The following is a 20,713-nucleotide window of genomic DNA, read 5'->3' as shown; positions in this document are numbered from 1 at the left end:
TCACACCGCAAGGCCCAGAGCGCCACCGTCGGGCTGAGGCGCCATTGAACCGGCGGGCACGTGATTGACGACGAGGCCGGTTGGCACGGCCGCGTATCTCGACAGCGCCCCGGTCACCCTGCGCATCGCGGACGAACCAAGCTCGCCGGCGCGCGCCACCAGGACGATCAGGTCGGCGTGGGCGGCCAGGGCAATGGCGTCGGGCTGCAAGGCGAGATTGCCGGCGTGGACGACGATCAGGTCGAACTCCGAGCGGATATCGTCCTCGGGCCGCGCATCGCCCTTCCGCCCGGCACTGAGCAGCTCGTCGATCGACTGAAGTCCCGCCGTGGTCGAGCCGTCCTGCCACTCGGTCACGGGCGGCTGGGCGCCTGCAAATTCCGCCTGGAGGCGGATCAGCACGCTCATCATGCCCAGGTTCACGGCGGCGCGATTGAGGGCGCGCGCCACGGTGTTGCCACCGGCGCTCTTGCCGACCGACAAGACCAGCGCGACCTTGCAGCCGCGCACCGGCAGGCGGTCGATGCGTTCGAGCAGTGGCCGCAGATGAGGGCCGAGATCGAGCTCGGCCGACGCGCTGACCGGTCTCTGCCAGACCGTGTTGATTCCGGCGCCTGGCGCCAGCTCGGGGATGCGCGCCCAGACAGGAAGGCGGGGCATCGCCTCGGCTGGGCGCGCAGCGGCGGCCGAAGGGGAAACTTGCGGGCCGGGCGCCTCCTCCGCTTCACGTGAGGCAGAGGCCTGAACGGATTCGGGCTTGTCGGCGGACAGGCTCGTCGTCACCGCAACGGCGGCGGTCGAGGTCAGCAGCGAGCCGATCGCCAGTGCCGCAAGCAGCAAGGCGAGCGGCGGACGCGTCGAGCGCAACGGCGGAATGGCAACCGAGGCGATCTTGGTCTGTGAGGCCTGCAGCTGACGCTGTTCATTGGTGGTCTTGAACCGCGACAGGAACTGCTCGTAGATGTTGCGATTGGCATCGGCGTCGCGCTGCAGCTCCTGCAGCTTCACCAGCGCCTGGCCGTCGCGCAGCATCTTGGTCTCGACCGCCTTGAGCTGCTTTTCCAGCGCGTTCTGCTGCTCGAGCTGGGCCTCGTATTCGGACTTGGCGGTGTCGATGTTCTTCTTCCGCTCGATCTCGATCTGCCGGTTGATGTCCGCCAGCTGGCTGTAGGAGATCGCAAGGTCGGGATGGCGGTCGCCATAGACCGCCTTCTTCTGCGCGATCTGGTCGTTCAGGGCCGAGCGCTGCGCGCGCAGCATGCTGAGCAGATCCTGCTTCACCGGCCCGTCGACATTGGCCTTGACGTCGCGTTGCACCTGCTCGTAGCGCGCCTTGGCCTCCTCGGTGCGGGCGCGGGCGGCGGAGACCTGCTGGGTCAGGTCGGTCACCCGCAATTGCTGCGTGGTGGATTCCTTGCCGGCATTGACGATGTTGTGCTCGAGCCGGAAGGCGGCGACGGCGTCTTCCGAGGCGCGCAGGCGCTCGCTCAGCGTCTTCAGCCGGTCCTGGAGCCAGCCGGCCGCCTCGTCCGTCGCCTCGGTGCGGACGCGGCCCTGGCTGGCGACGAAGGCCTCGGCGATGGCATTGGCATAGTAAGCCGCGCGATCCGGCCGGTTCGAGGTGAAGGAAATCGCAATGACGTAGGTGAGCCCGCGCCGGGTGATCTCGAGGCGGTTGCGGAATTTCTCGAGCAGGCGCGTCATGTCGGTATAGCCGCCCGCGACGTCCTCGTCGTCCGCGATCTTGAGCTGCTCGATCAATGGACGGAGGAAGCCGTCGGACTTGGCGATCTCGATCTGGCTCTGCAGCGCCGCGGCATCCTGGCCGATGCCGGGCAGCACGTCCTGATCCGAGGTCACGCGCAGCTCGCGCGGATCGAGCACGACCAGCGCCGTCGCGGCATAGCGGACCGGAAGGATCATCAGAGCGACGACGCCGAGGGCGAACAGCGCCAGGGCCAGCGTCAGAATGCGCCGGCCATTCTCGCGCAGGAAGGACAGCGTGCCGGAGACGGTCAGCGATCCCTTGGTCAGGTCCGGCGCGGCGCCGTCAGGCTTCGCCTTCGCAGCCCGCGGCGCTTCCCACGAAGCCGCTTGCTCCGTCGGGGCGATGCTTCGCGGAGATGGCCGGCTACCGAACGCCATGGGTTGGACTCGAAATCAACTGACAGTCATAGCTCAGAGGCTTGCTACACCGTAAATATCCATGGTTAACCGGCGGTTACGGCTGGGCTGGCCTTGGGCGGTGAACGATTCGTTAACAGACGCGGCCAGCCACGCGCTGTCTGCGCTCGCCGCGATGTGCGACCGCTCACAAGCCGATGACATACCCGTCCCGCCTCGGATCGGCGGCACCCGTCATCACGCCGGTCACCGGATCGAGCGCGACGGCCTGCATGCCTCCGCAGAGCATGGTCCATCCGGTGTCCAAAATCTCGATCTCGTGGCCGCGGCGCTTCAGCTCGGCGATGGTCTCCGGCGCGATGCGGTTCTCTGCCTGAATGAAGCGGCCGTCCCACAGCCGTGAACGCGGCGCCTCGATCGCCTGCTGCAGCGGAAGGCCGAACTCGATGTGCTGCACATAAGCCTGGGCCTGGGTTTGCGGGATGCCGTAGCTGCCGGGCGTCCCCAGCGCGAGCACCGGACGGCCGCCGCGCGTCGCAATCGACGGTGCCACCGTCACCGGCAACGCGTCGCCCGGCCTAGCGAGGTTCGGGCTTCCCGGCTGCACGTCGGCCCAATGCAGATGATTGTTGAGGCAAACGCCGGTCCGCGGCACCACGACGCCGCTGCCGAACGGGCTGCCGAGACTTTGCGTCATGCAGACCAGATTGCCGTCGGCGTCGGCGATCGAGAACGAGGTGGTGTGGCCGGGATCGGCACGATCCTGCGGCATCCATTGCTCTGTCGGGCCCGTGATCGGCCGGCCGTCGCTCACACGCTGGCGAAGCCGCGCGATCGTCGCGTCGGACATTGCTGCAGCGGCTTGATCCGGTCCCAGATCGCCGTGGGCGATGCGCTCGCCGGCGGCGAGACGGATCGCGCGATAGACCGTATCGAGATGATCGGCGCCGTCCTTCGGCAGACGCCCGAGGTCAAAGCCTTCAAGGATCTTGAGGGTCAGGGCGAACTGGAAGCCGCCGCATTGCTGCGCCGGGACGTGAAGCTCGAGCCCGCGATAGGACACGGTCAGGGGATCGAACCAATGCGGCTTGACGGCGATGACATCGTCCAGCGTCAGGCTGCCGCCGAGCGTGGCGAGATAGTCCACGATCCGCCGGCCGAGCTTGCCGCCATACAGATACTCGGGCCCCAATTCGGAGATCTCGGCAAGAGTCTGCGCGAGATCAGGCTGCGCGACGATGCTGCCAAGCTTCACCGGCATTCCATCCGGGAGATAGTTCCTGACCAGTGCGGCGTGCAGCTCCGGCCAGGGTTCGAGCAGCGGCACCTGCTCGTTGATCTCATCAACACCGAAGTCCGAGAGCGCAAAGCCGTCGCGCGCCAGCGTGATCGCCGGCGCAAAGACGTCTGGAAGCGATTTGCGTCCATAGCGCGAGAGCAGCTCGCACCAGCCCGCGAGGTTGCCGGGCGTCGAGGCCGCCTGCGGACCGCGCTCGAGCTCGAATCTGCTGGTGTATCTGCCGACCGGGAAGCTTGCCGGCACCGGCGGAGCGAAGTCGAGCACGCGAATGCGCTGCTCGATCGCCACCCAGATCGTGGCCAGTCCAAACCCGGCAAGCCCCGACATGAACGGCTCGACCACGTTGAGGGCGGCCGCCGTGGCGACGGCCGCATCGAACGCATTGCCGCCCTGCATCAGGATTCGTGCACCGGCCTGTGCCGCGAGCGGATGCGCGGCGGCGACCATGCCGTGCCGCGAGAACAGCGTCGGACGCCCATATGTCCTGGCGATTTGCATCCGGTCAGGCCTTTCGCCGATCAGTGCGTCGTCGCAGCAGCCTGGATCGCCTCCGACATGATCTCGAGACCGCGATCGATTTCGGCCTCGGACACCGTGAGCGGCGGCGCGATGCGGAATACGCCGCCCATGCTGGGCAACTTGACGATGTTCATGCTGAGACCGCGACGCATGGTCTCCTCCATGATCCGCGCGCCGAGTTCAAACCCCGGCGTCTTAGACTGCCGGTCGACGACGATTTCGAGACCGAGCAGAAGCCCGCGGCCCCTGACGTCACCGATGCATTCGAACTTTTGCTGCAGCGACAGCAATCCATCCCGGAGCCTGTTGCCCCTGGCGGTTGCCTGCGCCACCAACCCGTCGCGCGCGACCACGTCGAGCACCGTGACGCCGATCGCGGCGGGCAAGGGATCGGAGACATGCGTGGTGTAGAACAGGAAGCCGCGCTCGAACGCGGTCTGCTCGATGGCCTTTGGCGTCATGACGGCGGCGAGCGGCAGACCGGCGCCGAGCGTCTTCGACAGCGTGAGAATATCAGGCACCACGCCGTCACGCTCGAAGGCAAACATGTGCCCGGTGCGGCCGATTCCGGTCTGAGCTTCGTCGAGGATCAGCAGCATGCCGCGCTGCTGGCATTTTTGCTTCAAGGCCGCGAGATAGCCGAGCGGCAGTTCCAGAATGCCGCCGCTGGAGAGGATCGGCTCGGCGATGAAGGCCGCCAGATTACCGGTCGACTGGCTGTCGATCAGTGCGAACGCATCGTCCAGCTCGGTCTGCCAGTCGTTGCTGCCGTCGAGGTTCCTGAAGCGCGGCCGATAGGCGTTCGGCGCGGGAATTACGAACGACCCGACCGCGGCCGGCCCATAACCGCGCCGGCCCGCGCTGTAGGTCGCCGACGCCGCCGCGCCGGTCATGCCGTGCCAGCTTTGCGCGAAGGCGACGATTTCGTGCCTGCCGGTGACGAGCTTGGCCATCCGGATCGCCGCTTCATTGGCTTCCGCGCCTGTCGTCAGCAGCTGCACGCGGTCGAGACCGGGCGCAAGCGCAGCGAGACGCTCGGCCAGCGTCACCACCGGACGCGAGAGCATGCCGCTGAAGAGATGAGCGACCGCCCCCATTTGCCGTGCGACCGTGGCGACGATGTCGGGATGCGTGTGCCCCAGCACGGCGCTCATCTGACCCGAGGTGAAGTCGAGGATGGCGCGTCCGTCGGCGTCGTAGACGAAACTGCCGGCCGCACGCTCGATGATGACGGGTTCGAAACTCGGCCCGTAGCGGGTCAGATGCGTGTTGGCGGACGCCCAGAAATCGGGATCGGCATTCAAGGTCATGACAGCCACCTGCGCTTGCGATGTCTGACCTCTAGTCAAGAATTTGACTTCAGGCTAATTGATATAACTCAATCTGGATATCAATCTTCCTGATGTCGATGCTGGATCTCACGCTTCTGAGGAATTTCGTCGTCGTGGCCCGCACCGGCTCGATCAGCCTGGCGGCCTTGCAGATTGGCCGGACACAGTCCGCGCTCAGCATGCAGATGCAACGGCTGGAACAGACGATCACGCAGCCGCTGTTTCACCGCAGCGGATCCGGCATGAGGCTGACCGCGGCCGGCGAGAAACTGCTCGCCCACGCCGAGACGCTGCTGGCGCAGCACGACGAGATTCTCGCCGACATGAGCGGCGAGAGTCTCAAGGGGACGCTGAGCCTCGGCTGCCCGGAGGACTATTCGATCGCTTTCCTGCCGGCGCTGCTGAAGGGGTTCTGCGCGCTGCATCCCCATGTCGAGCTGCGCATGGTCTGCGCACCGACCTCCGAGCTGCGCCCGATGCTGGTGCGGCGCCAGATCGACATGGCGCTGGTCTCGCTGTCCGATGCCGGAGCGCGCGAGGTGATCCGCGAGGAGCGCTTCGTCTGGGTCGCGAACGAGGCCGAACCGAAAATACTGACGCAGGATGTGCTGCCGCTGGCGCTGGCGGCGCCGATGAGCCTGGACTACCGGGCCGCCTGCGCCGCGATGGACGCGGTCAATCGGCGCTACAGGGTCGCCTACGCGAGCAACAGCCTCGCCGGCCTGATCGCGATCGCGCGGTCCGGTCATGCGATCAGCGTCCTGACACGAACCGCCGTTCCGTTCGATCTTCACGTCGTTTCGGCCGGACTGCCCCTGCTTCCGACCATCGGCATCGCGCTCGAATTCTCGGAGGCGAGGCCCTCGCTGCTGGCGACGACGCTGGCCGAGCACGTCCGCACCGTGTTGCCCGGACTGAAGACGAAGGCGGAGATCGATTAGTGACCCGCGCGTGCGCGCGAGCGCAGCGCTCAGCTGATGTTCAGGAGGATCCGTCCCGACGTGCCGCTGCGCATCAGATCCAGGGCGGCATTGATGTCGTCGAGCGCGAACTCGTGGGTCACGATGCCGCGGTAGCTCACCTTGCCGGCATCGCCGAGACGCACCAGGCGCGGGATATCGCGCGCAGGCTGGCATTGCCCGCCTTCCGAGCCCTTCAGCACCTTCTCGAAGTGCAACGGCAGGGTATAGATCTCGGCCTTCTCGCGGGGCACGCCGACGAGGATGCAGCGGCCTTTCTTGGCCGTGATCTCGTAGGCGAGCTCGATCAGAGTCTTGACGCCGGTGGTCTCGACGACCTTGTCGGGTCCGTCGGCCCCCGTGATGGACCGGACCTCGGCGGCCACATCCTTCACGGTCTCGGAATTGATGAGGTGGGTGGCGCCGAAATCCTTCGCCATGGCCAGCTTGTTGTCGAGGCGGTCGATCGCAATGACCGGCCAGGCGCCGACCATCGCGGCGAATTGCACGATGTTCAAGCCGACCCCGCCGACGCCGAACACGACGACGGCTTCGCCGATCGCGATCTGCGCATCGTTGTTGACGACGCCGAGCGCGGTCGTCACCGCGCAGCCGAGCAGCGGCGCGCTGGTGCGATCGATCGTATCAGGAACGGGGGTGACGCGGTTTTCCGACACCACGGCGTATTCGTTGAAGGTGGTGACCCAGCCGGCGTTGAGGCGCTTGCCGCGCCAGGCATAGACCGGCGTGTTGGACTGGATGCCCTTGCCCGGGCGCCAATGCATGACGACGGTGTCGCCCTGCTGGCAGGAGACGACGCCAGGCCCGGTTTCGACGATGGTCGCCAGCGCCTCGTGCCCCAACAGGTGCGGCAGGAATTTGTCGACGCCTTTGACGGCGTCGATCTCGTTGATCTGTGCGCCGCAAATGCTCGACGTGTGCACATGGGCGAGCACCTGACCGTGCTCGAGCCTGTCAGGCAGATCGAACTCGTCGACGATCAGCGGCTTGCCGGATTCGACGAGGATCGCGGCCTTTGCGGTCTTGATGTCCATGGATCGCGCGCCCGGTCACTCGAAATAGATGAATTCGTAATCGCCGGTGTAGCCGAGCTTGCCGTAAAGCCAGATCCATTCCGAGGTGTGCAGGATGGATTCCGCCGTCAGCGCCCAGCATTCGAGATTGTGCAGCTCGGCGACGTTCCGGTAGCCCTCGACCATGACGTATTTGTTCTTGCCGGCCCGCTCGATCTCCTTGAGCGCGGCATCGAGCTCGTAGAGCCTGAGATTGTGCAGGGTGCCGAGCGAGATGACGAGGTCGAAACTGTCGTCACCATAGGGATAGACGTCCTGGGCGCGATAGTTGAACAGATACGGCTTCACCTGCTCGTGCGCATTGGCAAGACCATGCTTGGAGATATCGAAGCCGGTGACCTTCAGGCCCGGCAGGATCTTCTGCATCTCGTAGAGCAGAAAACCCTTGCCGCAGCCGACGTCGAGCACGCTCGATCCATCCTTCAGGCCGTAGGTCTCGATCAGCGCCTTGGCGACCGGGGCCCAGCGCCCCTCGATGAAGCGGTAGCCGCCATAGCCGAAGCGGCGGTCGCCGTCCCAATAATCGGCCTCGTATTCCCGCGCCTTCAGCGAGCAGCCGATCTTGTCGTCGTTCATGCGGCCCATGTAGTCGCGCTTGGTCGCAGTGTGCAGCGGCGTCACGATATTCAGCAGTCGTCCCATTGAGCCCTCGGATTTGCATCACGCACGGAGAGTATCTTGACCGGCCTGGGGAGCCTCGCACGCGACCTCGCGACTCGCCCTAGCATTTGTGGCGAAGACCATCATTGTTTCAGATCAATGATGTGGAAATGCTGCGGCGGCGCCGGTCAAGAACCGGCCGCCGATTCGCCAGACCGGCCAGCGCCAGGTTCCAGCTGCGGCCGCCGCTGGCCGTGACATGGAGACGCTGGAACGAGAAAGCGGCGCGCGGCGTTCGGCAGCAAGGAGAGTCCTGCCATGCCGACCAAGCCGACCATCGCCCGCATCTGGCGCGGCCGTACCCGCCGCGACATCGCCGACGCCTACCAGGCCTATCTGCAAGCCGAAGGCATCCCGCCGCTGCTCAAGACCGCGCTCGGCGTGCAGCAATTGCGCGAGGACCGCGACGAGGAGACGTGGTTCACGACGATCTCCTACTGGGCCGACATCGCGGCCATGACAGCCTTCACCAAGGGCGAGCCGACCAAGGTCCATCATCTCGCCCGCGACGCGGAGTTCCTGATCGAGCTACCCGAGCGCATCGAGATCCATCGCATCCTGATCGACGAGCAGGGCCTGCGGTGAAAGCCGGGGCCGCTGGGCGGTCACCCAGCCCCGTCACATTTTCCCGTACACCCGCGCGGCGACCGCCTTGAGGCGCTCGACCGAGCCGGACTCCGGATGCGGCTTGACTGGTGCGAACACGATCGACGCCTGCCGGCCGTTCTTCCAGACATAGATGGTGACGGCGTTGCCGTTGCCCTTGGTGCAGGAATGCTCGCCGAAGGCTTCGCGGCCGAGCTCGGGAATCGCCACATGCGTGCAAGGGCCCGCGCGCTTCATCATGCCGACGACGGTGTCGCGCGACATCGCGATCACCGCGACCGTCATGGTGTTGGCCTCGCGATCGAACATCATGCAGCTGCCCGCGCCGGTGCGCTGCACCGTCAGCGTGCCGTTGTCGAGAAAGCCGTCGGCATCGGCGGCCGTGAGCCACTCGCAAGTGCCAAAACGCTCGCTGCTCTTGCTCACGCTGGCGATGGCAATGCGTGCGGCTTCGGTGATCGGTCCGAGCAGCGCATCGTCGGCGCGCCGGCCGATCGGATAGACGCTGATCTGCAGAATGTAGTCGCCGGACAGAGCGACGACCGAGGCCTCCTGCCGCTCGGCGCCGGCGGCGCTCGTTCCGCCCTGGCCTTCGTCGCCGATCCCGGCCACAGCGCTCAGCGGCATTCGCTCACTGAGCGTCTTGACGAAGGTTGCGTACAATTCCCTGGCACGGTCCTTGTCGGGATTGCGGAACACGCTCAGCATCATCGTGTCGCCGCGCCCGGCCTGGTAGATGCAGCCGCGGCCGTCCTGATTCGAGATCAGAGACCATTTCAGCGCTGGCATCGCGGCAGCGAGCTCCTTTGCGCTGATGAACGGGCAGGTCTCAGCCGCGCGCGCGGGAAGCACCGGCGCGGCGACAGCAAGAAACAGAGCGAGGCAGGAGGACAGACGAACGATCGTGCGCATGGGCCTCCTTATTATCGCAAATGCGTGCCATTCAGAATAAAATCACGAACTCATACACAATTGAAATTCCTCGTCATTTTGCAGAACACCAAATGACGCGATGGTCATCGGCACCGGTTTTCCGCCCTAAATCGCGCCTCACAACTCCCCGCGCCATGACGGCTGCGGAATGCTAATATCGTCGAAGCCGCAAGACCGAAGATTTCGCCGAAGCGATTGAAACGCGGTCAAGAAGATGCGCTCGAAGAGGCGCACTCCAAGAACAATGCCCGACCGTCATTGCGGCTCGTCGGCTGGGAGATGGAGGACGCTATGGCTTGGCGTGACGACAAGGCCCGGGCAACTCTGATCCACGAGGCAGCAGGAAGCGTGCAGCCGGGCAAGGCCCCCCGGGCCTTTGCCGAGCTTCTGTTCGCCTTCACCAATGTCGAGGACCTCGCCAGTTGCGATGCCTCCTCGCTTGCCTTCCTCGCGGAGCAAGCCTGGGAGCATGTGCAGCGGCGCACGGCGGGGCGTGCCGATATCCGCGTCGTCAATCCGCTGATGCCGGACGGGCGCGAGATCTCCGTGCTCGAAATCCTCAACGACAACATGCCCTTCCTTTTCGATTCCACCATGGCGGAGCTCACCGAGCAGGGCATCGAAGTCACTCTCGTCGCTCACCCCATCATCGCGGTGGAGCGCGATGATGGGGGCAAGCTCCTGCGCTTCTATGGCGAAGCACTGCCGGAAGGGGCAAAGGGCGCGCGAGAGAGCCTGATTCACCTCCACATCACCCGCCTGGACGCCGATGCGGACCGCGAGAGGCTGATTGACGGCCTCACCAGGACGTTGAACGACGTGCGCGCTTGCGTCGCGGACTGGCGCGCCATGCGCGACCGCGTCGAGGACGCGGTCAAGACGTTCTCGTCCAATCCGCCGCCGCTTCCGATCGACGACGTCGCCGAGGCCAACCAGTTCCTGCAATGGCTGTGCGCCGACAATTTCACCTTTCTCGGCGTGCGCGAATATCGCTTCTCGCCCGGCCGCGACGCGTCGGACGACATCACGACCGCCGAGGGCCTCGGCATCCTCCGAGATCCCGATGTGAAGGTCCTGCGCCGCGGCAGCGAAATGGTGGTGATGACGCCGGAGATTCGCGAGTTCATGCGCGAGCCGACCCTGCTCATCGTCATCAAGGCCAACGTGAGCAGCCGCGTCCATCGCCGCATCCGGATGGATTATGTCGGCATCAAGCTCTATACGCCCGACGGCCGGCTCGAGGGTGAATTGCGAGTCGTCGGCCTGTTCACCTCGGGCGCCTACACGCGCTCGGCACGACAGATCCCCTATGTTCGCCACAAGGTATCGCGGGTGCTCCAGCGCGCCGGCTTCGACCCGAACAGCCATTCTGGCAAGGCTCTCCAGCACATTCTCGAAGACTATCCGCGCGACGAACTATTCCAGATCGACATCGATACCCTCTTCGATTTCGTCATGGAGATCCTGATCCTCTATGAGCGCCCCCGCGTCCGGGCGCTGGCGCGGGTCGACAAGTTCGATCGCTTCGTTTCCATCCTCGTTTTCATTCCGCGCGACAAATACGACACCGACGTGCGCATGCGCGTCGGCGCCTTCCTGTCGCAGAGCTACAAGGGGACACTGTCGGCCTCCTACGTGTCCTTCCCCGAAGGCGCATTGGCGCGCGTGCACTACATCATCGGACGCTATGAAGGTAAGACTCCCGCCGTCGAGCGCGCCACGCTGGAAGCCGGGATCAGCGCCATTGCCGCGACCTGGGCCGACAAGCTGAAGGCCGCGCTGGCTGCGTCGACCGACGGCATGCGGGCGCGCATGCTCGCAAATCGCTACGTCCAGGCCTTTAGCGGCGGCTATACCGAGGCTTCCACGGTAGAACAGGCGGTCGCCGATATCGCCACCATCGAGAAGCTCACACCGGCCCGCCCGGTGACGATTTCGGTTCACCGCTTCGAGGACGATGATCCCAGGCGCTTCGGCCTTAGGGTGTTTTCGGATGCCGCGCCGCTGTCGCTGTCCTACCGCGTGCCGGTGATCGAAAATCACGGCCTGCGCGTGGTCAACGAACGCACCTATCAGATCGTGCCCGGCAACAGGCCCGAGCCGGTCTGGCTGCACGACATGACGATCGAGACCAGCGACGGCCAGCCGATCGAGATCAGCCGGGACTTCAGCCATCGCCTGGAGGCCTCGATCATGGCGGTGGTCACCGATCGCGCCGAATCCGACGGGTACAATGCCTTGATCTTGCGCACGGCCCTGGGCTGGCGGGAAGTCTCGACCATCCGGGCGCTGTCGCGCTATTTGCACCAGATCCGCGCACCGTTCACCCAGGACTATATGTGGGAGACCTTGCGCAAGAACGCCGCGATCACAGCCAACCTCGTCGCGCTGTTCCAGGCCCGCCGCGATCCACGCCTCGTCCTGACCGATCGCGAGCGTTCGGCGCGCGAGATAACTCTCCTTGCCGAGATCGAGGAGCAGCTCAAATCCGTCGCCTCGCTCGATGAAGACCGCATCCTGCGCCGTTTCACCAATCTGGTGCAGTCGACCATCCGCACCAATTTGTGGCAGCTCGGCCCGGACGGACATCCGCGTCCGGTAATCTCCTTCAAGTTCGACGCGCGCAAGATCGAGGATCTGCCCCCTCCCCGACCGCTCTACGAGATCTTCGTCTATTCACCGCGTGTCGAAGGCATTCACCTGCGCTTCGGCAAGGTTGCGCGCGGTGGCTTGCGCTGGTCCGATCGGCCACAGGATTTCCGCACCGAGATCCTCGGCCTCGTGAAAGCGCAGCAAGTCAAGAACGCCGTGATCGTGCCGGTCGGCGCCAAGGGCGGCTTCGTGCCCAAGCGCTTGCCGCCGCCTTCCGATCGCGAGGCGTGGCTCGCGGAGGGCACCGAAGCCTATCGCATCTTCGTGCGCTCGCTGCTCGAACTCACCGACAATCTCGACGGCGACATCGTGGTGCCGCCCGACTTGACCGTGCGGAATGACGGCGACGATCCTTATCTAGTCGTCGCCGCCGACAAGGGCACCGCCACCTTCTCCGACGTCGCCAACGCGATCTCGGCCGAGAAGAACCATTGGCTCGGCGACGCCTTCGCCTCCGGCGGCAGCCAGGGCTACGACCACAAGAAGATGGGGATCACGGCGCGCGGCGCCTGGGAGGTGGTCAAGCGCCACTTCCGCGAGCTCGGCACCGACATTCAGACCGTGCCTTTCACCGTGGTCGGCGTCGGCGACATGTCCGGCGACGTCTTCGGCAACGGAATGCTGCTCTCGCCGGCGACGAAGCTCGTTGCGGCGTTCGATCACCGCGACATCTTCATCGATCCCTCCCCCGACCCGGCGATCAGCTTCACTGAGCGCAAGCGCCTGTTCGACCTGCCGCGATCGAGCTGGCAGGATTATGACAAATCGCTGATCTCGCAGGGCGGCGGCGTGTTCTCGCGCTCGCTCAAGGCGATCCCGCTCGCACCGGAAGTGCGCACCCTGCTCGATCTCGACAAGGAGCAGGCAACGCCGTTCGAGGTGATGACGGCGATCCTGAAGGCGCGCGCGGACCTCCTGTGGTTCGGCGGCATCGGCACCTATGTGCGGTCGTCGGCGGAGAGCGACGATCAAGCCGGCGACCGCGCCAACGATGCGATCCGCATCACCGGTGCCGACGTTCGCGCCAGGGTGATCGGCGAAGGCGCTAATCTCGGCGTAACTCAACGCGGGCGCATCGAAGCGGCGCAGAAGGGCGTCAAGCTCAACACCGACGCGATCGACAATTCGGCCGGCGTGAATACGTCAGACCTCGAGGTCAACATCAAGATCGCATTGGCGCGCCCCGAGCGCGAGGGACGCCTCAGCCCGGCTGACCGCAACACCCTGCTTGCCGCGATGACCGGCGAGGTCGGCACGCTCGTGCTGCGCAACAACTATCTGCAGACGCTGGCGCTCTCGCTCGCCGAACGCAAGGGCATGGCCGAGACCGGCTTCCTCACCCGCCTGATGCAGTCGCTCGAGCAACGCAGCCTGCTCAGCCGCGCCGTCGAATTCCTGCCTGACGATGCTGCGATCGCCGAGCGCACACGACGCGGCCAAGCCCTGACACGGCCGGAGCTTGCCGTGCTGCTCGCCTATGCCAAGCTGACGCTTTACAGTGACCTGCTCGAAACCGGCGTGCCTGACGATCCATATCTCGCCCGCAGACTGTCCCTGTATTTTCCGCACGAGATTCTCGACAAATTCCCGGCCGCGGTCGAGCACCATCGCCTCCGACGCGAGATCATCGCGACCAGTCTCGTCAATGCCGTGATCAACCGCGGGGGTCCGGCCTGCATCGTACGCCTGACCGACGAGACCGACGCCGATATCTCGACCATCGTCATGGCCCAGGTGGCGGTGGACGCGATCTATGAGCTCAGGCGGCTCAATGACGGGATCGACGCGCTCGACACCCTCATCGACGGACAGTTGCAGCTCGGCCTCTACGCTGCGATCCAGGATCTCCTGCTCTCCCGCATGGTCTGGTATGTCCGCAATGTCGATTTCAAGGACGGTCTCAGTGCAGTGATCGCCCGGTTTGGTCCTGCCGTCCGTGAGGTCGCAGCCTCGCTCGACAGCGCCCTGCCACCGGACTTGCAAGCCGCGCGCAGCAAGCGCCGGCAGGACCTGATCGATGCCGGCGTCCCGACAGGACTCGCCGGCGATCTGGCCGACCTCGACGCCCTGGTCTCGGCGCCTGATATCGTGACGGTCGCCGAGCGCACCGGCCGCAGCATCGGTGATGCGGCCGCGACGTTCTTTGCCGCCGAGGCCAATTTCCGTCTCGACCGCATCACCGCCGCTGCGCGCAACGTGCCGGCCAGCGATCATTTCGAGCGCCTCGCCATCGACCGCGCCGTCGACCTGATCGCAGCTGCCGAAAGACGCCTGGCCGCGGACATGCTGACCATCGGCCAATCAGGTCAGCAGGCCGCGGAGACCTGGCTTGCAGCTCATCCCGAGGCGACGCGCATCCGCCGTACGGTCGAGGAGATTGCCGCCGGCGGCCTGACGCTCGCGAAGCTGATGGTGGCGGCGAACTTGCTGGGAGACCTGGTCAAAGTCTGAGGGCGTGCAAGACATGCAATGCTAGCGGAGGAATCCAATGATCCACGCCACTTGCCATACCGCCGACAATGTCCGCTGCGTCGAGTTCGATGCCACGCCGTGGTTCAGCGAGGCTGAGGCTCCGAGCATCATCGATTTGGCCCAACGAGGATGGACCAGCACGGCGATTGCAGAGTCCCTCGAGCATCGATGAGGATACGAAGGCTTGCACGACCTCGTCGAGTATGCGGCGAAGCGACTGCAAGCGGAATCCCTGGAGGACCCGACCTGGGAAACCTTCGAGTGCGTCGTCGATGGACCCGAGGCCGTCGCCTGGCTCAAGCAGAACCGGCCCAAAGTCGCGGCAAGGATCCGGTAAGCCACAGGAAGCGCAGCAAAGGCCACCATTAGCATCTCCTGAAGGACGAGCTCGATCGAGCGCGATTGCGGCTTCCTCGCCCTCGAATGGCAGTGTCCGATCTTACAAAGCGCGATCCGCGCGTCATCATACTTTGGTCCTGATCGTACTTTGGTCCTGATGCGGGACCGTAGTGGCCCGTGTACATAGCATTGCGCTTGATCAATTCAGGCGGGTCCCGTCCGGACAAATTACCGGCTCTATTGCATTGGAGACGCGTATGGCTGGAAATGGATTGACGTCGATGGCCGCCCCATGCGCGGCTCATCAGAATGCGGCAGATCGAATCGTCTATCTGATCTTCGACAACATTGCCGGACGGCCCGGCAGAGCCGGCCGGAAAACCGAGGTCGAGCGGACTGACATCGAAACCGTCATCTCGAACCTGATCGCCGGCCGTTTCAACGACCCCGTCCGCATCGTCGCCTTCGATCCGCTAGGTCATTGGTCGAAGGACGTGTCGAGAGAGCTTGCGGAAGAAATCCAGACGCGTTGCGACATCGACACCACGCCCGTGCCGGAGCACATCCGGGACTTCGTCAGGAGCCATTGGGCCACCCCGGCAGCGGTCGCTTTTTGATCTGGTCGTGCTGAACGGGTCAGCTTGCGGTTGTCGTCACCGCCCTTGATATTCGGCCCAACAGTCCGCCGTTTCGTAAACTCGTATTGCGGAAAGCTGGTGGAGACGCGAGCCCAACCGGTCCCATATCCAGATCGCGATATTCTCAGCGGTTGGGTTCTCGAGTCCTTCGACCTCGTTCAGGCATCTGTGGTCCAGGGCCTCCAGGACGCCGGCAAAGCATTCTTCAATATCGAAGAAGTCCGCGACGAAACCCGTGTGCGGGTCCACGGGTCCCTCCAACTGAACCTCGACCCGATAGGAATGACCGTGCAGCCGGCTGCACCGGTGCGTTTCCGGCACGTTCGGCAGGCGATGTGCCGCCTCGAATTTGAATGCCTGCGATATCTTCATCTGATTTCCAAGGGCGCGCCCCATCCGCGATCTCGGACGAGCGACCGGACACTGCATTGCTTTTGCCGGCATCGGAAGAAGCTGGCGCGCCCGGAACGATTCGAACGTCCGACCCTCAGATTCGTAGTCTGATGCTCTATCCAGCTGAGCTACGGGCGCGTTTTTCGCGACAGTGCGGGCGGGGCCCGCAAGCAGCCCCCGGCGAAGCCGGAGGGGGTGCGAAAGAGCGCTCTGACTAACCGCTCTTGTCCCGATTGGCAAGGTCCGGGATGGGGAGATTTTTGCGCATCTCGACTTCACCGTCGTCATTCCGGGATGGCCCGGAGGGCCAGGCCCGGAATCCATAACCCCAGCTGGTCGTTATGGATTCCGGGCTCGCGACTTCGTCGCGCCCCGGAATGACGGCTTCAGTCGGCCGCCGGCCGACTTAAGCCCTCTGCCGCTCGTTGCGGATGGAGAGCAGTTCCACGGGACGGTCGGGGATGACGATGCGGAAGGTGGCGCCGATGGTGCCTTCGACCAGGTGGATGTCGCCGCCATGGGCGCGGACCAGCTCGGCGGCGATGGCAAGGCCAAGGCCGCTGCCGCCGGGGCGACCCGAGGTCTGGAAGGCCTCGAACAGGCGCTCCCGGGTCTTCGGGGGGACGCCGGGCCCGGTGTCGGAAACCTCGAGAATCGCGACGGCGCCTTCGCGCTTCCCGGTGATCCGGATCTGCTGCACACGCCCCTCGCCCGCCGCATGGCTTTCGAGCGCCTGGGCGGCGTTGCGGACGAGGTTGAGCAAGACGCGGAACAGCTGGTCGGGGTCGGCATCGACCGCGAGCCCGCGCTCGATCGCAGCGACCCAGGCGATCGAGGCCTCGTTGGCGAGCCCCGCGGTCTCCCGCACCTCCATCACCACAGGCTCGATCAGGATCATGCGGCGGTCGGGCGCGGCCTCCTGGGCCCGGCCGTAGGACAATGTCGACTGGCAGAAGGCGATGGCGCGCTCGAGCGAGCGCACGAGCTTGGGCGCAAAGCGCTGCACGCGTGGATCCGGCACGCTGGCGAGCTGGTCCGACAGCAGCTGGGCCGAGGCGAGCAGATTGCGCAGATCGTGGTTGATCTTGGAGACGGCAAGGCCGAGGGCGGCGAGCCGGCTCTTCTGGTGCAGCATCGACATCAGGTCGCGCTGCATGTCCGACAATTCGCGCTCGGCGACCCCGATCTCGTCGCTGCGCTGGCTCGGCACGATGATGCCGGCCGAGCTTTCGGGATTTTCGTGGAAGCCGACCAGGCTCGCGGTCAGCCGCCGCATCGGCCGCACGAAGAGATAATGGAGCGCGAGATAGACGAGGCCCGCGGTCAGCACCGCGATGATCAGCGCGACCACGACGACGTTGCGGGAGAAGCGGTACATCTGCTGCCGCAGCGGCAGCTCGTCGGTGACGATCTCGATGAACTGGGCATTGCCGACGCCGGGGCCGACGATGCGGATGGCCTGGTTGCCGGTCTCCAGCATCATGCGGAACGAGCCGGTGATCGCCTCCCAGGCGGTCACGTCGCGCAGGTCGATGTCATGCTCGATGGCGGCGGGAATGTTGTCGCTCGCGAGCAGCCGGCGCTGCTGGCCCATCTTGATGGCGACCGCACGGGCGTTGATGCTTTTCAGGATCTGGCGCGACAGCGAATCGGGGACCATGCCGAGCGGCGCCGCATCCAGCACCAGCGCCGCGGTGTTGGCGGCCGCAACGCGGTCGTTGAGCCGGTTGACCCAGAAATTGGCGATGGCGGGCACGTAAAGCAGGCTGGCGGCGATCATCACCAAGGGCACGGTGAGCAGCAGCAGCTTGCCGGACAGCCCCAGCCCGCGCGAGCCGCGGGGCCGCATCGCCGGCTGGTCCGGCTGATCCAGATCCTGGATCTGCTGGCGATCTGTGGCTGCCACGAAACTCGCCCCTCTTGACCTTGGCTGATGGAGGATGCGACCCGGCCGATGTCCGGTCAAATTACGGATCGCTAATCTGCCAAGGTGGGATGTAAGCGCTGTTAGCGCGAGTCGCTACCTCAAGGGTTAAAAACCTCGCACAAACAGCGATATTCACCAAAATCGCGCGCTTGTGCGGCGTTGACGAAAACAAGGCGCTCCCTTATAAGCCGCGCGAATTGTCCGCGATGACCCGGTGCGACACCGGGAGCGGCTCTCTTGGGGCCGAAAAGGGCCCGTTTTGGGCCGCATCTTCCGGACTTTACCATCAATTCTACAGGCAAATTGCCCGGTCAGCGGAGAAAAACCCGTGAAGCGGACTTATCAACCCAGCAAACTGGTGCGCAAGCGCCGTCACGGCTTCCGCGCCCGTCTCGCCACTGCCGGCGGCCGCAAGGTTCTCGCCGCCCGCCGCGCCCGCGGCCGCAAGCGTCTGAGCGCCTGAGCCGGACCCCCTTTTTGGGATTTCATCATGGATCGGCTGAGGCAGCGGGCGGATTTCCTCGCCGTTGCCAATGGCGCGCGGGTGAATAGTCCCGCGTTCGTCCTGCAAAGTCGCCGCCGCGATGATTCCGGCCCTGTCAGGATCGGCTTCACCGTCACCAAAAAGAACGGCAACGCCCCCGAGCGCAATCGCATCCGGCGCCGGCTGCGCGAATTGGTGAAGCGGCTCGATCCGACATCGATGCAGCCCCACCACGATTATGTCCTGGTCGGACGAAGAGACGCGCTCTCGCGCGACTTCGTCACCATGCTCGACGATCTGCGCATAGCGTTCACGAAGCCCGCGCGGCATACGGCCAAGGCGCGCGGCCAGAGGCCGGGTCACGCCGCAGCGACCAGCCGCAAACCGGATTGATGACGAGACAAACGAGATGACCGACAATCGCAATACCATCCTCGCCGTCATTCTGTCCGGCCTGGTGCTGATCGCCTGGCAGTATTTCTACAACGTGCCGCAGATGGAGAAGCAGCGCGCCCAGCAGCAGGCGCAGACCGAGCTCCAGAAGACGACGCCGCAGCCGACCGCCTCGGCGACGCCAGGCGGCGCGCCGGCGACGCCGGGCTCCGCGCCGCAGCCGGGCGGTACGGCCCAGCCGGCAACGCCGGCCGCGAGCCAGCCCCAAGCGGTCGTTCCGCGCGAGACCGCTATTGCAGCGAGCCCGCGCGTCAAGATCGAGACGCCGCGGATCGCCGGCAGCATCTCATTGAAGGGCGGCCGTATCGACGACATCGCGCTGGTGCAATATCGCGAGACGGTCGATCCGAAATCGCCGCCGATCGTCCTCTATTCGCCGTCGGGCACGGCGGAGCCCTATTACGCCGAGTTCGGCTGGGTTGCGGCGACGGGCGTGACGGCAAAGATGCCGGATGCCCAGACCGTCTGGCAGCAGGAGGGCGGCGGCAGCCTGACGCCGTCGACACCGGTGGTGCTGAAATGGGAGAACGGCGACGGCCTGACCTTCCGCCGCACCATCACCGTCGACGACCATTATCTCTTCACCATCAAGGACGAGGTGAGCAATGTCGGCAACGCCCCCGTCACGCTCTATCCGTTCGCGCTGATCTCGCGCCACGGCGCGCCGCATGTCTCCGGCTACTATATCCTGCATGAGGGCCTGATCGGCTATCTCGGCGAACACAGGCTGCAGGAATATGCCTACAGCAAGATCGACGAAGCCAAGCAGGTGAACTTCAAGGCCACCAATGGCTGGCTCGGCATCACCGACAAATACTGGGCCTCCGCGCTGCTGCCCGACACCAACGCCCAGCTCCAGGCACGTTTCTCGTCGAACCCGGTCGGCAAGGTCCATACCTACCAGACCGACTATCTGCTCGACCCCGTCACCGTCGCGATCGGCGGCACCGCGACGGCCAACGCGCGGCTGTTCGCAGGCGCCAAGGAAGCCGGCGTGGTCGGCATCAACTTCCCGCTCGCCGGCCTCGGCGGCTACAACAAGGCGCTCGGCCTCAACCAGTTCGACCTGCTGATCGACTGGGGCTGGTTTTACTTCCTCACCAAGCCGATGTTCCTCGGCCTCGACTTCTTCTACCGCTTCTTCGGCAATTTCGGCATCTCGATCCTGCTGGTGACGGTGATCGTGAAGCTGTTGTTCTTCCCGCTGGCGAACAAGTCCTACGCCTCGATGGCGAAGATGAAGTCGATCCAGCCGCAGCTGCAGGCGCTCAAGGAGCGCTATCCCGACGACAAGGTGAAGCAGCAGCAGGAGATGATGGAGATCTACCGCAAGGAGAAGATCAATCCGGTCGCCGGCTGTCTTCCCGTGCTGATCCAGATCCCGGTGTTCTTCTCGCTCTACAAGGTGCTGTTCGTCACCATCGAGATGCGGCACGCGCCGTTCTACGGCTGGATCAAGGACCTCTCGGCGCCGGACCCGACCAACCTGTTCAACCTGTTCGGGCTGATCCCGTTCGACCCGACCACGATTCCGGTGTTCGGCTATTACCTCGCGCTCGGCATCTGGCCGATCATCATGGGCATCACGATGTGGTTCCAGATGAAGCTGAATCCGACGCCGCCGGATCCGACGCAGCAGATCATCTTCAACTGGATGCCGCTGATCTTCACCTTCATGCTGGCGGGCTTCCCGGCAGGTCTCGTGATCTACTGGGCCTGGAACAACCTGCTCTCGGTGGTCCAGCAGAGCTACATCATGCGCCGCAACGGCGTGAAGGTGGAGTTATTCGACAATCTCAAGGCGACGTTCGCGAGGAAGGCGACGTAAG

The 20,713-nt window shown here is 64.9% G+C and carries 17 protein-coding genes and 1 tRNA gene; 9 read left to right on the top strand and 9 right to left on the bottom strand.

The annotated features are described in order from the left end of the window. The 3 genes from N2602_RS04175 to N2602_RS04165 form a co-directional block, all read right to left on the bottom strand. Positions 1 to 2,145: a GumC family protein gene (locus tag N2602_RS04175; protein ID WP_260381856.1), complete on the bottom strand. Its 2,145-nt coding sequence runs from the start codon at positions 2,143 to 2,145 to the stop codon at positions 1 to 3. 166 nt (positions 2,146 to 2,311) lie between these two features. Next, on the bottom strand, positions 2,312 to 3,922 hold the full coding sequence (locus N2602_RS04170; RefSeq protein ID WP_260381855.1) for a gamma-glutamyltransferase family protein: 1,611 nt from the start codon (positions 3,920 to 3,922) through the stop codon (positions 2,312 to 2,314). Positions 3,923 to 3,942: 20 nt separating this feature from the next. Beyond that, entirely contained in the window at positions 3,943 to 5,253 is a 1,311-nt protein-coding gene (locus N2602_RS04165) for an aspartate aminotransferase family protein (protein WP_260381854.1), read from the bottom strand. Positions 5,254 to 5,351: 98 nt separating this feature from the next. On the opposite strand from N2602_RS04165, the gene N2602_RS04160 reads away from it, so the two are divergent. Beyond that, positions 5,352 to 6,215 carry a LysR family transcriptional regulator gene (locus N2602_RS04160; RefSeq protein ID WP_260383609.1) on the top strand — a complete coding sequence of 288 codons (864 nt, stop codon included), beginning with the start codon at positions 5,352 to 5,354 and terminating at the stop codon, positions 6,213 to 6,215. 29 nt (positions 6,216 to 6,244) lie between these two features. On the opposite strand, the gene N2602_RS04155 is transcribed toward N2602_RS04160, so the two are convergent. Continuing rightward, on the bottom strand, positions 6,245 to 7,288 hold the full coding sequence (locus N2602_RS04155) for a zinc-binding dehydrogenase (RefSeq protein ID WP_260381853.1): 1,044 nt from the start codon (positions 7,286 to 7,288) through the stop codon (positions 6,245 to 6,247). A 15-nt stretch (positions 7,289 to 7,303) separates the two neighbouring features. After that, complete coding sequence (locus N2602_RS04150; RefSeq protein WP_260381852.1) at positions 7,304 to 7,969, bottom strand: class I SAM-dependent methyltransferase; 666 nt, start codon at positions 7,967 to 7,969, stop codon at positions 7,304 to 7,306. Positions 7,970 to 8,245: 276 nt separating this feature from the next. Here N2602_RS04150 and N2602_RS04145 point away from each other — a divergent pair, with 276 nt between their 5' ends. Beyond that, positions 8,246 to 8,572 (top strand): hypothetical protein, encoded by a 327-nt coding sequence (locus N2602_RS04145; protein WP_260381851.1) that lies wholly within the window; start codon positions 8,246 to 8,248, stop codon positions 8,570 to 8,572. A 33-nt stretch (positions 8,573 to 8,605) separates the two neighbouring features. On the opposite strand, the gene N2602_RS04140 is transcribed toward N2602_RS04145, so the two are convergent. Beyond that, the gene (locus tag N2602_RS04140) at positions 8,606 to 9,505 is read right to left on the bottom strand and encodes a hypothetical protein (protein ID WP_260381850.1); all 900 of its coding nucleotides are present in this window, start codon (positions 9,503 to 9,505) and stop codon (positions 8,606 to 8,608) included. Between the two features lie 300 nt (positions 9,506 to 9,805). On the opposite strand from N2602_RS04140, the gene N2602_RS04135 reads away from it, so the two are divergent. The 4 genes from N2602_RS04135 to N2602_RS04120 all read left to right on the top strand — a co-directional run bounded on the left by N2602_RS04135 (position 9,806) and on the right by N2602_RS04120 (position 15,606). Beyond that, positions 9,806 to 14,629 (top strand): NAD-glutamate dehydrogenase, encoded by a 4,824-nt coding sequence (locus N2602_RS04135; RefSeq protein ID WP_260383608.1) that lies wholly within the window; start codon positions 9,806 to 9,808, stop codon positions 14,627 to 14,629. Positions 14,630 to 14,666: 37 nt separating this feature from the next. After that, positions 14,667 to 14,822 carry a hypothetical protein gene (locus N2602_RS04130; RefSeq protein WP_260381849.1) on the top strand — a complete coding sequence of 52 codons (156 nt, stop codon included), beginning with the start codon at positions 14,667 to 14,669 and terminating at the stop codon, positions 14,820 to 14,822. A 12-nt stretch (positions 14,823 to 14,834) separates the two neighbouring features. Then, on the top strand, positions 14,835 to 14,987 hold the full coding sequence (locus tag N2602_RS04125; RefSeq protein WP_260381848.1) for a hypothetical protein: 153 nt from the start codon (positions 14,835 to 14,837) through the stop codon (positions 14,985 to 14,987). 274 nt (positions 14,988 to 15,261) lie between these two features. Beyond that, on the top strand, positions 15,262 to 15,606 hold the full coding sequence (locus N2602_RS04120; protein ID WP_260381847.1) for a hypothetical protein: 345 nt from the start codon (positions 15,262 to 15,264) through the stop codon (positions 15,604 to 15,606). A 36-nt stretch (positions 15,607 to 15,642) separates the two neighbouring features. Here the strand turns inward: N2602_RS04120 and queD are convergent, their stop codons facing one another. The 3 genes from queD to N2602_RS04105 all read right to left on the bottom strand — a co-directional run bounded on the left by queD (position 15,643) and on the right by N2602_RS04105 (position 17,926). Beyond that, positions 15,643 to 15,999, bottom strand: a complete 357-nt coding sequence (gene queD, locus N2602_RS04115; protein WP_260381846.1) for a 6-carboxytetrahydropterin synthase QueD — start codon at positions 15,997 to 15,999, stop codon at positions 15,643 to 15,645. A gap of 82 nt (positions 16,000 to 16,081) precedes the next feature. Then, positions 16,082 to 16,158, bottom strand: a tRNA-Arg gene (locus N2602_RS04110). 268 nt (positions 16,159 to 16,426) lie between these two features. Beyond that, positions 16,427 to 17,926, bottom strand: a complete 1,500-nt coding sequence (locus N2602_RS04105) for a HAMP domain-containing sensor histidine kinase (protein WP_172786718.1) — start codon at positions 17,924 to 17,926, stop codon at positions 16,427 to 16,429. Between the two features lie 349 nt (positions 17,927 to 18,275). Between N2602_RS04105 and rpmH the strand changes: the two genes are divergently transcribed. From rpmH to yidC, 3 genes are read left to right on the top strand one after another with little or no spacing between them, the layout of a single operon-like run. After that, entirely contained in the window at positions 18,276 to 18,410 is a 135-nt protein-coding gene (gene rpmH, locus N2602_RS04100) for a 50S ribosomal protein L34 (RefSeq protein WP_008542748.1), read from the top strand. Positions 18,411 to 18,437: 27 nt separating this feature from the next. Then, complete coding sequence (gene rnpA / locus N2602_RS04095) at positions 18,438 to 18,824, top strand: ribonuclease P protein component (protein ID WP_260381845.1); 387 nt, start codon at positions 18,438 to 18,440, stop codon at positions 18,822 to 18,824. Positions 18,825 to 18,840: 16 nt separating this feature from the next. Continuing rightward, positions 18,841 to 20,712 carry a membrane protein insertase YidC gene (gene yidC, locus N2602_RS04090; protein ID WP_260381844.1) on the top strand — a complete coding sequence of 624 codons (1,872 nt, stop codon included), beginning with the start codon at positions 18,841 to 18,843 and terminating at the stop codon, positions 20,710 to 20,712. Position 20,713 lies beyond the last annotated feature (1 nt).

The organism is Bradyrhizobium sp. NC92, assembly GCF_025200865.1.
GTDB lineage: Bacteria > Pseudomonadota > Alphaproteobacteria > Rhizobiales > Xanthobacteraceae > Bradyrhizobium.
This window is presented reverse-complemented; position numbering and strand designations above follow the sequence as displayed.